This window comes from Massilia sp. H6, from assembly GCF_024802625.1.
Classification (GTDB): Bacteria; Pseudomonadota; Gammaproteobacteria; order Burkholderiales; family Burkholderiaceae_D; genus Telluria.
Genome location: NZ_CP103371.1, coordinates 632,240 through 644,121, shown reverse-complemented (window position 1 = coordinate 644,121; position 11,882 = coordinate 632,240). Strand labels below are relative to the sequence as shown.

Sequence of the window (11,882 nt, the reverse complement as noted above, 5' to 3'; positions counted from 1 at the left end):
CATCTCGATACAAAGATCCGGGCAGGGGAAATCCCTCGGTTACACCTCCCCGCCATCATGGAACCGTGCAGCGAGCAGCCCGCTGCCGCACATCCACCAGAGTCTCACACAAGGAATCGACATGAACACCATCCGCAAGAACATCGTGATCGCGCTGGCAGCACTGGGCATCGCCGGCGCTTCGCTCGGCGTGCAGGCACAGGGCCCGGCGACACCGCAAGAGCACCACGCCAAACGCGCCGAGCAGCGCGCGGCGCGCCACGCCGCGCTACATGACGCGCTCGAACTGAGCCCGGCCCAGCAGCCCAGGTGGCAGGCCTTCGTGGCCAGCACGATGCCGCCAACAGAGCGCGACCGTGCCAGCCAGCGCCTGAGCAAGGAACAGCGCCACGCCTTGAGCGCGCCGCAGCGCCTGGAGCGCCGCATTGCCAGGCACAAGCAGCGCACCGCCCGCATGGAAGCGCGCCTGGCGGCCATGAACAGCCTGTACGCGTCGCTGACGCCGGCACAGCGCAAGGTGTTCGATGAGCGCAAGCGCGGCCACGGCGGACGCCATCATGGCGGCCATGGCATGCTGCACGGCTGATTCGTTTGCCTGAGCGCGTGGGCAGATGTCCGCCCGCGCGGTCGAATCACGGCAGCCGGGACAGGGAACCGAGGAATTTCTTCGAATCTTGATACCCGATCACCCGGCTATCGTCGATTTCCCGACCCGTACCATCGAACAGGATGATCGCCGGCGGCCCAAACAACTGGAAGCGCTTGAGCATCGCCTTGTCGTCGGCATCGTTGGCTGTGACGTCGACCTGCAGCAGCACCGTATTAGCCAGCCTGGCCTGCACCGCCGGATCGACGAAAGTGAGCTTTTCCATTTCCTTGCACGACACGCACCAGTCGGCATAGAAGTCCAGCATCACGGTCTTGCCGCCGGTATCGGCCAGGGCCGCATCAAGCTGCGCCACGGTCTTGATACGCTTGAACACCAGGCCCTGGTGGGCACCGCCACCGAGGTGGGCCAGCGGGGCCAGCGCGTCGCGTCCGCCGCTGGCGGCGCCCACCAGCTGCATCGCGCCGAGCACCGCAAAGGCGGCGCCAAACGCCATCGCGGCCCAGTGGCGGTGGCGGCGCATCAGGTAGAAGCCGTAACCCAGCAGCAGCGCAGCCCAGCCCAGCATCTGCACGGTTGCCGGCAGCACCGGCGAGACCAGCCACAGCGCCATGGCCAGCATCAGCACGCCAAACAGGCGCTTGACCGACTCCATCCAGGCGCCCGCGCGCGGCAGCAGCGAGCCGGCCGACACGCCAACCAGCAGCAAGGGAATGCTCATTCCGACCGCCATTGCAAACAGCGCCGCGCCGCCCACCAGCACGTCGCGCGTCTGGCTGATGTAGACCAGCGCACCGGCCAGGGGCGCGGCGACGCACGGCCCGACGATCAGCGCCGAGATGGCGCCCATGGCGAACACCCCGGCCAGCTTGCCGCCCGACTGGCGCCCGGACGCCGAGGCCAGCCGGCTTTGCAGCGCGGACGGCAGCTGCAGTTCATAGAAACCGAACATCGACAGCGACATTCCCACGATCAGCAGCGCAAAGCTGCCCAGCACCCACGGGTTCTGCAGCGCCGCCGCCAGGCCTTCGCCGGCGAGCCCGGCCGCAATGCCCAGCGCGGTATAGACGATCGCCATGCCGAGCGCATAGGTGGCCGACAGCAGCAGCGCGCGCGAACGGCGGACGCCCTTGCCTTCCCCCACAATGATCGACGACAAGATCGGCACCATCGGCAACACGCAGGGGGTAAACGCCAGGCCGAGGCCGAGCAGGAAAAACGCCGGCACGATCGCCAGCAAGCGGCCGCCGCCGAGCACGGTGGCAATGCTCGACATCTCCGAGGGCGCCTGCGTCGCAGCCGGTGCGGTGGTAGAGGTGCCGGCTGTTGCTGCCACGGGCGTATCCGGCGCGCGCTCTTGCGCCGGCTGCGACGACAGGGCCGGGACCGATACCTGCGGCAGGTTGGCACCGATCGGCAGCGCAGGCCGGGCCGGGGCGGCGCCGCCCGCCGACAGCTGGGCGGTATGCTCCTGCGGCGGATAGCACAGGCCTGCATCGGCACAGCCCTGGCTAGTTGCCGTGAGCGTGAACGGCCCACTGCCCTCGACCGGAATCCTGATCACCAGCTGGTTCTTGTAGGTCTCGACGTCTTTCTGGAAGGTTTCATCGTACTTCACCTTGCCAGGAGGTATCTCAGGCGTACCGAGCACGGCACCATTGGCACGAAACGCGAAGCGTTCGCGGTACATGTAGTAGGCGTCGGCGATCTGGTAGCGAACTTCGACCGTCTTGTCGCCGGCCATGCGCGCCTCGAAGCGGAAGGCCACGGCGGGGTCGAGGAAGTCGTCGGCGGCGCGCACGCCGCCAGCGGCCAGCAGCAAGAAAGCGGTCAACAACAGCAGGCAGGATTGCAGCAGGCTGCGTGGGGAAAAACGGGACGATCGAAGCATGGTGTCGGATGAGTTGATTCAGCGCACCGGCATGGTACACCGCGCGCGCCTTGCGCGCGCAATGACAGCTTTGTGCAGGCACGAAAAAAAACCAGGCGCAGGGCCTGGTTCTTTCGGTGCCAAGTGGTGATTACTCAGCGGTTGGAGCGTCTTCCACCGAGGTGACTTCCGGACGGTCCATCAGTTCGACATACGCCATTGGCGCGTTGTCGCCCACGCGGAAACCCATTTTCAGGATGCGCAGGTAGCCGCCGTTACGGTTGGCGTAACGTGGGCCGAGTTCAGCGAACAGCTTCAGGACCATTTCGCGGTCGCGCAGGCGGGCGAAGGCCAGGCGCTTGTTTGCCAGCGTGTCGGTCTTGCCCAGGGTCAGGATCGGCTCGATGACGCGGCGCAGTTCCTTGGCCTTTGGGACGGTGGTCTTGATGGCTTCATGACGCAGCAGGGAAACGGTCATGTTGCGCAGCATTGCCAGACGGTGGGACGAAGTACGGTTCAGCTTACGAAGGCCGTGACGGTGACGCATGGTGATTCCTTTCGAGTGTTTTCAATTCCAGTTCTTCGATCGTTCATGCGAGCTGCATGACCGCGGACCGGTTCTTAAGGGTTAAAACTGCCCGGACAGACATTGTCCAGGCAGGTAGTGCAATTATTTCTCGAGGCCGGCAGGTGGCCAGTTCTCGAGCTTCATGCCCAGGGTCAGGCCACGCGAAGCCAAGACTTCCTTGATTTCGTTGAGCGACTTGCGGCCCAGGTTTGGCGTCTTGAGCAGTTCGTTTTCCGAACGCTGGATCAGGTCGCCGATGTAGTAGATGTTCTCTGCCTTCAGGCAGTTTGCCGAACGAACCGTCAGTTCCAGGTCGTCGACCGGACGCAGCAGGATCGGATCGACCAGCGGAGCGCGCGATGGCGCTTCGGCGGCAGCTTCGGTGCCTTCCAGGGCGGCGAACACGTTGAGCTGGTCCACCAGGACGCGGGCAGACTGGCGGATCGCTTCTTCAGGGGTGATGACGCCGTTGGTCTCGATGTTGATGATCAGCTTGTCCAGGTCGGTACGCTGCTCGACACGTGCCGATTCCACTGCGTACGACACGCGGCGCACTGGCGAGAACGAGGCGTCCAGGATGATGCGGCCGATGGTCTTGTTGGCATCTTCCGACAGGCGGCGCACGTTGCCCGGCACATAGCCACGGCCTTTTTCGACCTTGATCTGCATGTCCAGCTTGCCACCGGCGGTCAGGTGAGCGATGACGTGGTCCGGATTGACCAGTTCGACGTCATGCGGCAGGTCGATGTCCGAAGCCAACACGGCGCCTTCGCCTTCCTTTTTCAGGGTCAGCGTCACGGAGTCACGGTTGTGGACCTTGAACACGACACCCTTCAGGTTCAGCAGCAGATCGACGACGTCTTCCTGCACGCCGTCCAGCGACGAGTATTCATGCACGACACCAGCGATCGTCACTTCGGTCGGCGCGTAGCCGGTCATCGACGACAGCAGCACGCGGCGCAGCGCGTTGCCCAGGGTGTGGCCATAACCACGTTCGAACGGCTCCATCACGACTTTCGCGTGGCCGGCGCCGAGTGTTTCGACGTCGATGATACGTGGCTTCAACAGACTGTTTTGCATGAAATGTCCTTTTCAATACCCTCGGCTCGTTACACCGATAAGGCTGATGGCATTAAAGATAATCGCCTGCTCGACGAGCAGGCGGTGAAACGAATATGACACGGCGGGAACGGTGCGAATACCATTGTGTGAGGCGCCAACCTGGGGTTGCTGCAGCCGCACCACCACTCCCGCCGCGAAACGACAAGGGGACGGCAAACCGCCCCACGAGTCGTCAATTAACGCGAGTACAGTTCGACGATCAGCGCTTCGTTGACGTCGGCAGCGATTTCGTTACGCTCTGGGAACGAACGGAAAGTGCCTTCCATCTTCTTGCTGTCGACCGAGACCCAGCTTGGCATGCCGACTTGTTCAGCCAGCGACAGCGCTTCAGCGATACGCACTTGCTTCTTGGCCTTTTCACGCACAGCGATCACGTCGCCGGTCTTGACCTGGTACGAAGCGATGTTCACGACGTTGCCGTTCACGGTGAATGCCTTGTGGCTCACCAGCTGACGCGCTTCAGCGCGGGTCGAGCCGAAGCCCATGCGGTAAGCGACGTTGTCGAGACGTGCTTCGAGCAGCTTGAGCAGCGTTTCGCCGGTGTTGCCCTTCTTGCGCGATGCGTCGGCGAAGTAGCGGCGGAACTGACGTTCCAGGATGCCGTACATGCGCTTGACCTTCTGCTTTTCACGCAGCTGGTTGCCGTAGTCCGAGGTGCGGGCACCCGACTTGACACCGTGCTGGCCTGGCTTGATGTCCAGTTTGCACTTCGAGTCGAGCGAGCGACGTGCGCTCTTGAGGAACAGGTCAGTGCCTTCACGGCGCGACAGTTTTGCTTTTGGTCCGATATAACGTGCCACGTTAGTTACCTTTTATGAATTAATCACGCCCCGGCGATGCCAAGCATCCAGGCGCTAGTCCGACCCATTGAATGAGCGGACGTGGCTTAAAAACACCTGCCGACAATATGCGGCAAGCGACAAGAGCCGGGCAGTATAACCCATTTCAGGGCTCTGCACCGGCTAATCTCGTAATACATAACGGGGCGCAAGGCCCCGTATGATGGCTTTTCGCCACAGAGAACGGCCCGAGGGCCCTTCCCTGTCAGCGCGTAGTATCGATTAGATACGACGACGCTTTGGAGGACGGCAGCCGTTGTGCGGAACTGGCGTCACGTCCTGGATCTCGGTGATCTTGATGCCCAGGTTGTTCAGTGCACGCACAGCCGATTCACGGCCTGGGCCTGGGCCCTTGATACGCACTTCCAGGTTCTTCACGCCAGATTCCTGAGCGACCTTGCCAGCAGCTTCTGCAGCGACCTGAGCCGCGAACGGGGTCGATTTGCGCGAACCCTTGAAGCCGGCGCCGCCGGAAGTTGCCCACGACAGGGCATTGCCCTGGCGGTCGGTGATCGTGATGATCGTGTTGTTGAAAGAAGCGTGCACGTGGGCGATGCCCTCGGCAACGTTCTTCTTGACTTTCTTGCGCACGCGGGCTGCTGCTGCGCTGCTCTGTTGCTTGGCCATAGTCGGTTCCTAGATTATTTCTTGAGCGATTGAGCGGCCTTGCGCGGACCCTTGCGGGTGCGAGCATTGGTGCGGGTACGCTGACCGCGCACTGGCAGACCCTTACGGTGACGCATGCCGCGGTAGCAGCCCAGATCCATCAGACGCTTGATGTTCATGGACAGTTCGCGGCGCAGATCGCCTTCCACGACAAACTTCGCGACTTCGTCACGCAGCTTCTCGAGTTCGTTATCGTCGAGGTCCTTGACCTTCTTGTTGGTCGCGATACCAGTCGCGTCGCAGATCTTCTGCGAGCGTGGGCGGCCAACACCGTAGATCGCCGTCAGGCCGATAACAGTGTGCTGATGATTTGGGATGTTAACCCCTGCAATACGTGCCATTCGTTATTCCTCTTAACCTTGACGCTGCTTGTGACGCGGCTCGACGCAGATCACACGGACCACGCCCTTGCGCTTGATGATCTTGCAGTTGCGGCAGATCCGCTTGACTGAAGCGTTAACTTTCATTTTGCACTCTCTTCGGTTCGTTTACTTAATGATTTTTACTTGGTGCGGAACACAATGCGGGCCCGGGACAGGTCGTACGGGGTTAATTCCACCGTCACCTTGTCTCCCGGGAGAATACGGATGTAATTCATCCGCATTTTACCCGAGATATGCCCCAAGACCACGTGCCCATTTTCCAGCTTCACGCGAAATGTTGCGTTCGGGAGGTTCTCGAGAACCTCCCCCTGCATTTGGATGACGTCGTCTTTTGCCATACGCTCTATGCCTTCCCGCTTAACGTGTCGGAATACCACCCTTGAAGTTCGCCTTGCGCAACAGTGAATCGTACTGTTGCGACATGACGTAATTCTGTACTTGTGCCATGAAGTCCATCGTCACCACCACGACAATGAGGAGGGACGTACCACCGAAGTAGAAAGGAACTTTCCACTGCGAGGTCATGAATTCCGGCACCAAACACACCAGAGTGATATACACCGCACCGGCCAGGGTCAGGCGCATCAAAATCTTGTCGATATAGCGTGCGGTCTGCTCACCAGGACGAATGCCCGGGACAAACGCGCCGCTCTTCTTCAAGTTATCCGCCGTTTCCTTGCTGTTAAATACCAGCGCCGTATAGAAGAAGCAGAAAAACACAATCGCCACCGCATACAGCAACGCGTGGATCGGCTCGCCTGGACCCATCGACGCAGCCAGATCCTTCAGGAACCCGATGAACGGGTTCGTGGAGTCCTTGCCACGCGTGAACCAGTCGACGATCGTCGCCGGGAACAGGATGATCGAGGAAGCGAAGATCGGTGGGATCACGCCGGCCATGTTCAGCTTCAAGGGCAGGTGGCTGGTTTGGCCACCGTAGATCTTGTTGCCGACCTGACGTTTTGCGTAATTCACCAAAATCTTGCGCTGCCCGCGTTCCACGAACACGACGGCATACGTTACCGCTGCCACCAGCACCACGATGATGATCGCGGAGAAGCTACCGATCGAACCGTTCGAAACCAAGGTGAACAAGCCACCCAGGGCCGACGGCAGACCTGCTGCAATACCGGCAAAAATGATGATCGAAATACCGTTACCAAGACCACGCTCGGTGATCTGCTCGCCAAGCCACATGAGGAACATGGTGCCGGTCAGCAGAGTCGTCACCGTGACGAAGCGGAAGGCCATGCCAGGATCGAGCACGAGGCCAGGCTGCGACTCGAGCGCAACCGAGATACCGAACGCCTGGAACAAGGCCAGTGCCACCGTGAAGTAACGGGTGTACTGGGTGATCTTGCGACGGCCGGACTCGCCCTCTTTCTTCAGCGCCTCAAGTTGCGGCGAGACGATCGATGCGAGCTGCATGATGATCGAAGCCGAAATGTAAGGCATGATGCCGAGGGCGAACACGGTAAAGCGGGACAAGGCGCCGCCCGAGAACATGTTGAACATGCCCAGGATGCCGCCTTCGTTCTGCTTGAACAGTGCCGCCAACTGCACCGGGTCAATTCCGGGGACCGGAATGTGAGCACCGATGCGGTACACGACCAACGCGCCAAGCAAAAACCACAGCCGGCCCCAAGGGAATCCGGACGCAGCGCTTTTACCAAGTTGTGAATTAGTCGCCAATTTTTGCTCCGATCAGCCTGGGTCGCAATTAAGCGACCGAACCGCCAGCTGCTTCGATCGCCGCTTTCGCGCCGGCCGAGACCTTCAGGCCCTTGAGGTTCACCGCCTTGGTGACCTCACCCGACAGGATGACACGCACGTCGCGCGCCAGCACTGGCAGGATGCCTGCTTGCTTGAGCACCATGATGTCGACATCGCCGACCGCCAGGTTGTTCAGGTCCGACAGTCGAACTTCCGCCTTGAAGGTAGCGTTGAGCGACTTGAAGCCACGCTTCGGCAGACGACGCTGCAGAGGCATCTGACCGCCTTCGAAGCCGACTTTGTGGAAGCCGCCCGAACGCGATTTCTGACCCTTGTGACCACGGCCGGCAGTCTTGCCCAGGCCGGATCCGATACCGCGACCGACGCGGCGCTTGTAGTGCTTGGCGCCGTCAGCTGGTTGAATGGTATTGAGTTCCATTGATTTCTCCGTACGTAAGCCCGAAGGCTTACGAGACTACTTTAACGAGGTACGCGACTTTGTTGATCATGCCACGCACGGATGGGGTGTCCTGCAGCTCGGAGACCGAGTTGACACGACGCAGACCCAGGCCGCGCACGGTGGCACGGTGATCCTGACGGGTACCGATCAAGCCCTTGACGAGCTGAACTTTGACAGTGTTTGCCATGTTTGTTCCCCTTAACCCAGGATGTCTTCAACCGACTTGCCGCGCTTGGCGGCGATGTCGGAAGCAGTGCTCATTTTCGACAGGCCGTCGAGCGTGGCGCGAACCAGGTTGTACGGGTTCGACGAACCAGTCGACTTGGCGACCACGTCGGTCACGCCCATCACTTCGAAGATAGCGCGCATTGCGCCACCTGCGATGACGCCGGTACCCGGCTTGGCCGGCGACATCATCACTTTCGAGGCGCCGTGGCGGCCGGTAACGGTGTGGTGCAGCGTACCGTTCTTGAGGGGCACCTTGATCAGGTTGCGGCGGGCTTCTTCCATCGCTTTTTGCACGCCGACTGGAACTTCTTTCGACTTGCCTTTACCCATGCCGATGCGGCCATCGCCGTCACCAACCACGGTCAGCGCTGCAAAACCCATGATACGACCACCCTTGACCACTTTGGTCACGCGGTTGATCGCGATCATTTTTTCGCGCATGCCATCATCCGGCTTGTCGCTTTGCATTTTCGCTTGCATTTTTGCCATGACGATTCTTCCTTAGAACTTCAGACCGGCTTCACGCGCGGCTTCCGCCAGCGCCTTCACACGGCCGTGGTAACGGAAACCCGAGCGGTCGAACGCTACTTCGGTGATTCCAGCTTTCAGTGCTTTTTCAGCGACGCGCTTGCCGACGATGGCAGCAGCGGCAGCGTTGCCGCCGACGCCAGTCTTGCCAGCCAGTTCAGCGCGTACTTCAGCTTCCAGCGTCGAAGCCGACACCAGCACCTTTGCGTCCGGGCTGATCAGGTTTGCATAGATATGCAGGTTAGTGCGGTGAACCGACAAACGGTTCACGCCCAGCTGTGCAATCTTGATGCGAGTTTGACGTCCGCGACGCAGACGTGATTCTTTTTTGTCCATGTCAGCTCCGATTATTTCTTCTTGGTTTCTTTAAGCTTCACCACTTCGTCCGAATAACGGACACCCTTGCCCTTGTAAGGCTCAGGCGAGCGGTAAGCGCGCACTTCAGCGGCAACCTGGCCGACCTTTTGACGATCGATACCCTTGATCAGGATCTCGGTCGGGGTCGGGGTGGTAGCAGTGACGCCTTCCGGCATCGCGTGCAGCACCGGGTGCGAGAAGCCCAGGGACAGGTTCAGGGCGTTGCCCTGCACTGCTGCCTTGTAGCCCACGCCGACCAGGTTGAGCTTCTTCTCGAAGCCCTTGGTCACGCCGGTCACCATGTTGTTGACCAGGGCGCGCAGGGTACCGGACATGGCTTTCGATTCACGGGAATCGTCAGCCACGGCGAACGTCAGCGTGCCATCGTTGTTTTCAATATTGACCTGGCCGGTGAGGGCCTGGGTCAGGGTGCCCAGCGGGCCCTTGACGGTGATCGACGACGCGTTGATCGCGATATCGGTACCGGCAGGGACGGCGATTGGCATCTTAGCTACTCGAGACATGTCTACTCCTTAAGCCACGTAGCACAGCACTTCACCACCGACACCGGTAGCACGTGCTTTGCGGTCGGTCATGACGCCTTGCGGGGTCGAAACGATAGCGACGCCCAGGCCGTTCATGACGGTTGGGATCTCGTTCTTGCCCTTGTAGACGCGCAGGCCAGGACGCGAGACGCGCTCGATGCGCTCGATGACCGGACGGCCGGTGTAATACTTCAAACCGATTTTCAGTTCCGTCTTGCCACCTTCGGTGGACACGGCGAAATCTTCAATGTAACCCTCGTCCTTCAGGACGTTGGCAATGGCAACCTTGACTTTGGACGACGGCATTGCGACCGTGGTTTTCTGGACAACTTGTGCGTTGCGAATGCGGGTCAGCATATCGGCGATAGGATCGCTCATACTCATTGCATATTCTCCTATTACCAGCTGGCTTTGGTCATACCCGGGATTTCGCCTTTCATGGCGAACTCACGGACTTTGGTGCGGGCAAGACCGAATTTACGGAAAGTGCCGCGTGGACGACCGGTGATCGCGCAGCGGTTACGCTGGCGGGTCGGTGCCGAGTTACGTGGCAGTGCCTGCAGTTTCAGGCGTGCTTCGTATTGCTCTTCTTCCGACTTCGACTGGTCGTTGATGATCGCTTTCAGTGCTGCACGCTTTGCGGCGAATTTCTCCACCAGGTCTGCACGCTTCTGTTCGCGGTTAATCAGTGCAAGTTTTGCCATGCTCTTAGTTCCTGAACGGGAATTTGAAGGCGGCGAGCAGCGCTTTGGCTTCTTCGTCGGTCTTAGCGGTGGTCGTGATCGAGATGTTCATGCCACGCAGAGCGTCGATCTTGTCGTAATCGATTTCCGGGAAGATGATCTGCTCTTTGACGCCGATGTTGTAATTGCCACGGCCGTCAAACGACTTGCCGTTCACACCACGGAAGTCACGCACGCGCGGCAGGGCCACGGTGATGAAGCGATCCAGGAATTCGTACATGCGTGCGCCGCGCAGGGTCACCATGGTACCGATCGGGTAGCCTTCGCGGATCTTGAAACCTGCGATTGCCTTACGCGACTTGGTGGTCACTGGCTTCTGGCCGGCGATCTTGGTCAGGTCGCCAGTTGCGTGCTCGAGCACTTTCTTGTCAGCGATCGCTTCACCGACACCCATGTTCAGGGTGATCTTGGTCAGGCGCGGCACTTCCATCACCGACTTGTAGCCGAATTTCTCGGTCAGGTCAGCGACGACTTTTTCTTTGTAAATATCTTGGAGACGGGCCATTTATTCTTACCCCTTCACTACTTCACCGCTCGACTTGAAGACGCGGACTTTTTTGCCGTCCTGGTCTTTGAAGCCAACGCGATCTGCCTTGCCGGTCGCCGCATTGAACAGCGCGACGTTCGACACGTGAATCGGCATAGTCTTGTCGACGATACCACCAGTAACACCGGTCATCGGGTTAGGCTTGGTCGCTTTTTTAGCGACGTTGACGCCTTCGACGATGACGTGTTCAGCGTCTACACGCTTCTGAACGACACCGCGCTTGCCCTTGTCTTTACCGGCCAGAACGATGACTTCGTCGTTTTTACGAATCTTATCCATGTCGTATCCTTACAGAACTTCAGGTGCCAGGGACACGATCTTCATGAACTTTTCAGTGCGCAGTTCGCGGGTCACTGGTCCGAAGATACGGGTACCGATCGGCTCCAGCTTGGCGTTCAGCAGGACGGCGGCGTTGCCATCGAACTTGACCAGGGAACCATCCTGGCGGCGCACACCTTTGGCGGTACGCACAACCACGGCGTTGTAAATTTCACCTTTTTTGACACGACCACGTGGCGCAGCAACCTTGACGGTTACTTTGATCACGTCGCCAATGCTCGCATAACGGCGCTTGGAACCGCCCAACACCTTGATGCACAGAACTTCCTTGGCACCGGTGTTGTCGGCCACTTCGAGCCGGCTTTCGGTTTGAATCATAGTATTTTCTTTCCCAACTTAAGCCGAAGAAACCCCACGGCGAACCGTA

20 protein-coding genes are annotated in these 11,882 nt (G+C 59.8%); 1 reads left to right on the top strand and 19 read right to left on the bottom strand.

All coding sequences use genetic code 11. From position 1 onward, the window contains the following. Positions 1 to 121: 121 nt before the first annotated feature. Entirely contained in the window at positions 122 to 586 is a 465-nt protein-coding gene (locus NRS07_RS02880; RefSeq protein WP_259210999.1) for a Spy/CpxP family protein refolding chaperone, read from the top strand. Between the two features lie 46 nt (positions 587 to 632). On the opposite strand, the gene dsbD is transcribed toward NRS07_RS02880, so the two are convergent. The 19 genes from dsbD to rplN form a co-directional block, all read right to left on the bottom strand. Next, positions 633 to 2,498: a protein-disulfide reductase DsbD gene (dsbD, locus tag NRS07_RS02875; protein ID WP_259210998.1), complete on the bottom strand. Its 1,866-nt coding sequence runs from the start codon at positions 2,496 to 2,498 to the stop codon at positions 633 to 635. 130 nt (positions 2,499 to 2,628) lie between these two features. Next, entirely contained in the window at positions 2,629 to 3,024 is a 396-nt protein-coding gene (rplQ, locus tag NRS07_RS02870) for a 50S ribosomal protein L17 (protein WP_259210996.1), read from the bottom strand. Between the two features lie 123 nt (positions 3,025 to 3,147). Beyond that, on the bottom strand, positions 3,148 to 4,125 hold the full coding sequence (locus NRS07_RS02865; protein ID WP_259210995.1) for a DNA-directed RNA polymerase subunit alpha: 978 nt from the start codon (positions 4,123 to 4,125) through the stop codon (positions 3,148 to 3,150). A gap of 218 nt (positions 4,126 to 4,343) precedes the next feature. After that, the gene (gene rpsD, locus NRS07_RS02860; RefSeq protein WP_259210994.1) at positions 4,344 to 4,967 is read right to left on the bottom strand and encodes a 30S ribosomal protein S4; all 624 of its coding nucleotides are present in this window, start codon (positions 4,965 to 4,967) and stop codon (positions 4,344 to 4,346) included. Positions 4,968 to 5,228: 261 nt separating this feature from the next. Further along, positions 5,229 to 5,633, bottom strand: a complete 405-nt coding sequence (rpsK, locus tag NRS07_RS02855) for a 30S ribosomal protein S11 (protein ID WP_005663404.1) — start codon at positions 5,631 to 5,633, stop codon at positions 5,229 to 5,231. A 14-nt stretch (positions 5,634 to 5,647) separates the two neighbouring features. Further along, entirely contained in the window at positions 5,648 to 6,013 is a 366-nt protein-coding gene (gene rpsM / locus NRS07_RS02850) for a 30S ribosomal protein S13 (RefSeq protein ID WP_056337616.1), read from the bottom strand. Between the two features lie 12 nt (positions 6,014 to 6,025). Then, positions 6,026 to 6,139 (bottom strand): 50S ribosomal protein L36, encoded by a 114-nt coding sequence (gene rpmJ / locus NRS07_RS02845; RefSeq protein ID WP_005663407.1) that lies wholly within the window; start codon positions 6,137 to 6,139, stop codon positions 6,026 to 6,028. Between the two features lie 35 nt (positions 6,140 to 6,174). Further along, positions 6,175 to 6,393: a translation initiation factor IF-1 gene (gene infA / locus NRS07_RS02840; protein WP_010812378.1), complete on the bottom strand. Its 219-nt coding sequence runs from the start codon at positions 6,391 to 6,393 to the stop codon at positions 6,175 to 6,177. Between the two features lie 19 nt (positions 6,394 to 6,412). Beyond that, positions 6,413 to 7,747, bottom strand: a complete 1,335-nt coding sequence (gene secY, locus NRS07_RS02835) for a preprotein translocase subunit SecY (RefSeq protein WP_259210973.1) — start codon at positions 7,745 to 7,747, stop codon at positions 6,413 to 6,415. Positions 7,748 to 7,775: 28 nt separating this feature from the next. Continuing rightward, the gene (rplO, locus tag NRS07_RS02830) at positions 7,776 to 8,207 is read right to left on the bottom strand and encodes a 50S ribosomal protein L15 (protein ID WP_171085167.1); all 432 of its coding nucleotides are present in this window, start codon (positions 8,205 to 8,207) and stop codon (positions 7,776 to 7,778) included. A 28-nt stretch (positions 8,208 to 8,235) separates the two neighbouring features. Further along, positions 8,236 to 8,415 carry a 50S ribosomal protein L30 gene (rpmD, locus tag NRS07_RS02825; RefSeq protein ID WP_020655693.1) on the bottom strand — a complete coding sequence of 60 codons (180 nt, stop codon included), beginning with the start codon at positions 8,413 to 8,415 and terminating at the stop codon, positions 8,236 to 8,238. Positions 8,416 to 8,426: 11 nt separating this feature from the next. After that, positions 8,427 to 8,945: a 30S ribosomal protein S5 gene (gene rpsE, locus NRS07_RS02820; protein WP_229430318.1), complete on the bottom strand. Its 519-nt coding sequence runs from the start codon at positions 8,943 to 8,945 to the stop codon at positions 8,427 to 8,429. A gap of 12 nt (positions 8,946 to 8,957) precedes the next feature. After that, positions 8,958 to 9,320, bottom strand: a complete 363-nt coding sequence (gene rplR, locus NRS07_RS02815) for a 50S ribosomal protein L18 (RefSeq protein WP_259210961.1) — start codon at positions 9,318 to 9,320, stop codon at positions 8,958 to 8,960. A gap of 11 nt (positions 9,321 to 9,331) precedes the next feature. Beyond that, positions 9,332 to 9,865, bottom strand: a complete 534-nt coding sequence (gene rplF / locus NRS07_RS02810; RefSeq protein ID WP_259210958.1) for a 50S ribosomal protein L6 — start codon at positions 9,863 to 9,865, stop codon at positions 9,332 to 9,334. A 9-nt stretch (positions 9,866 to 9,874) separates the two neighbouring features. Then, positions 9,875 to 10,270, bottom strand: coding sequence for a 30S ribosomal protein S8 (gene rpsH, locus NRS07_RS02805; protein WP_259210956.1), 396 nt, complete (start codon positions 10,268 to 10,270; stop codon positions 9,875 to 9,877). 14 nt (positions 10,271 to 10,284) lie between these two features. Continuing rightward, a complete protein-coding gene (rpsN, locus tag NRS07_RS02800; protein WP_091877215.1) occupies positions 10,285 to 10,590 on the bottom strand; it encodes a 30S ribosomal protein S14 in 306 nt (101 codons plus the stop codon). Positions 10,591 to 10,594: 4 nt separating this feature from the next. Next, a complete protein-coding gene (rplE, locus tag NRS07_RS02795) occupies positions 10,595 to 11,134 on the bottom strand; it encodes a 50S ribosomal protein L5 (protein WP_259210953.1) in 540 nt (179 codons plus the stop codon). 6 nt (positions 11,135 to 11,140) lie between these two features. After that, positions 11,141 to 11,455: a 50S ribosomal protein L24 gene (gene rplX / locus NRS07_RS02790; RefSeq protein ID WP_091877211.1), complete on the bottom strand. Its 315-nt coding sequence runs from the start codon at positions 11,453 to 11,455 to the stop codon at positions 11,141 to 11,143. 9 nt (positions 11,456 to 11,464) lie between these two features. After that, on the bottom strand, positions 11,465 to 11,833 hold the full coding sequence (gene rplN / locus NRS07_RS02785; RefSeq protein ID WP_155436388.1) for a 50S ribosomal protein L14: 369 nt from the start codon (positions 11,831 to 11,833) through the stop codon (positions 11,465 to 11,467). Positions 11,834 to 11,882 lie beyond the last annotated feature (49 nt).

What these genes read in the sequence shown, in the direction of transcription:
- rplX (WP_091877211.1), bottom strand. Translation starts at nt 11,455, where the DNA reads ATGGATAAGATTCGTAAAAACGACGAAGTCATCGTTCTGGCCGGTAAA.
- rplR (WP_259210961.1), bottom strand. Translation starts at nt 9,320, where the DNA reads ATGGACAAAAAAGAATCACGTCTGCGTCGCGGACGTCAAACTCGCATC.
- rpsN (WP_091877215.1), bottom strand. Translation starts at nt 10,590, where the DNA reads ATGGCAAAACTTGCACTGATTAACCGCGAACAGAAGCGTGCAGACCTG.
- rpmD (WP_020655693.1), bottom strand. Translation starts at nt 8,415, where the DNA reads ATGGCAAACACTGTCAAAGTTCAGCTCGTCAAGGGCTTGATCGGTACC.
- rpsH (WP_259210956.1), bottom strand. Translation starts at nt 10,270, where the DNA reads ATGAGTATGAGCGATCCTATCGCCGATATGCTGACCCGCATTCGCAAC.
- NRS07_RS02865 (WP_259210995.1), bottom strand. Translation starts at nt 4,125, where the DNA reads ATGCAAAACAGTCTGTTGAAGCCACGTATCATCGACGTCGAAACACTC.
- rpsE (WP_229430318.1), bottom strand. Translation starts at nt 8,945, where the DNA reads ATGGCAAAAATGCAAGCGAAAATGCAAAGCGACAAGCCGGATGATGGC.
- rpsM (WP_056337616.1), bottom strand. Translation starts at nt 6,013, where the DNA reads ATGGCACGTATTGCAGGGGTTAACATCCCAAATCATCAGCACACTGTT.
- rpmJ (WP_005663407.1), bottom strand. Translation starts at nt 6,139, where the DNA reads ATGAAAGTTAACGCTTCAGTCAAGCGGATCTGCCGCAACTGCAAGATC.
- rplO (WP_171085167.1), bottom strand. Translation starts at nt 8,207, where the DNA reads ATGGAACTCAATACCATTCAACCAGCTGACGGCGCCAAGCACTACAAG.
- rplE (WP_259210953.1), bottom strand. Translation starts at nt 11,134, where the DNA reads ATGGCCCGTCTCCAAGATATTTACAAAGAAAAAGTCGTCGCTGACCTG.
- rplQ (WP_259210996.1), bottom strand. Translation starts at nt 3,024, where the DNA reads ATGCGTCACCGTCACGGCCTTCGTAAGCTGAACCGTACTTCGTCCCAC.
- NRS07_RS02880 (WP_259210999.1), top strand. Translation starts at nt 122, where the DNA reads ATGAACACCATCCGCAAGAACATCGTGATCGCGCTGGCAGCACTGGGC.
- rpsK (WP_005663404.1), bottom strand. Translation starts at nt 5,633, where the DNA reads ATGGCCAAGCAACAGAGCAGCGCAGCAGCAGCCCGCGTGCGCAAGAAA.
- rplN (WP_155436388.1), bottom strand. Translation starts at nt 11,833, where the DNA reads ATGATTCAAACCGAAAGCCGGCTCGAAGTGGCCGACAACACCGGTGCC.
- dsbD (WP_259210998.1), bottom strand. Translation starts at nt 2,498, where the DNA reads ATGCTTCGATCGTCCCGTTTTTCCCCACGCAGCCTGCTGCAATCCTGC.
- infA (WP_010812378.1), bottom strand. Translation starts at nt 6,393, where the DNA reads ATGGCAAAAGACGACGTCATCCAAATGCAGGGGGAGGTTCTCGAGAAC.
- rplF (WP_259210958.1), bottom strand. Translation starts at nt 9,865, where the DNA reads ATGTCTCGAGTAGCTAAGATGCCAATCGCCGTCCCTGCCGGTACCGAT.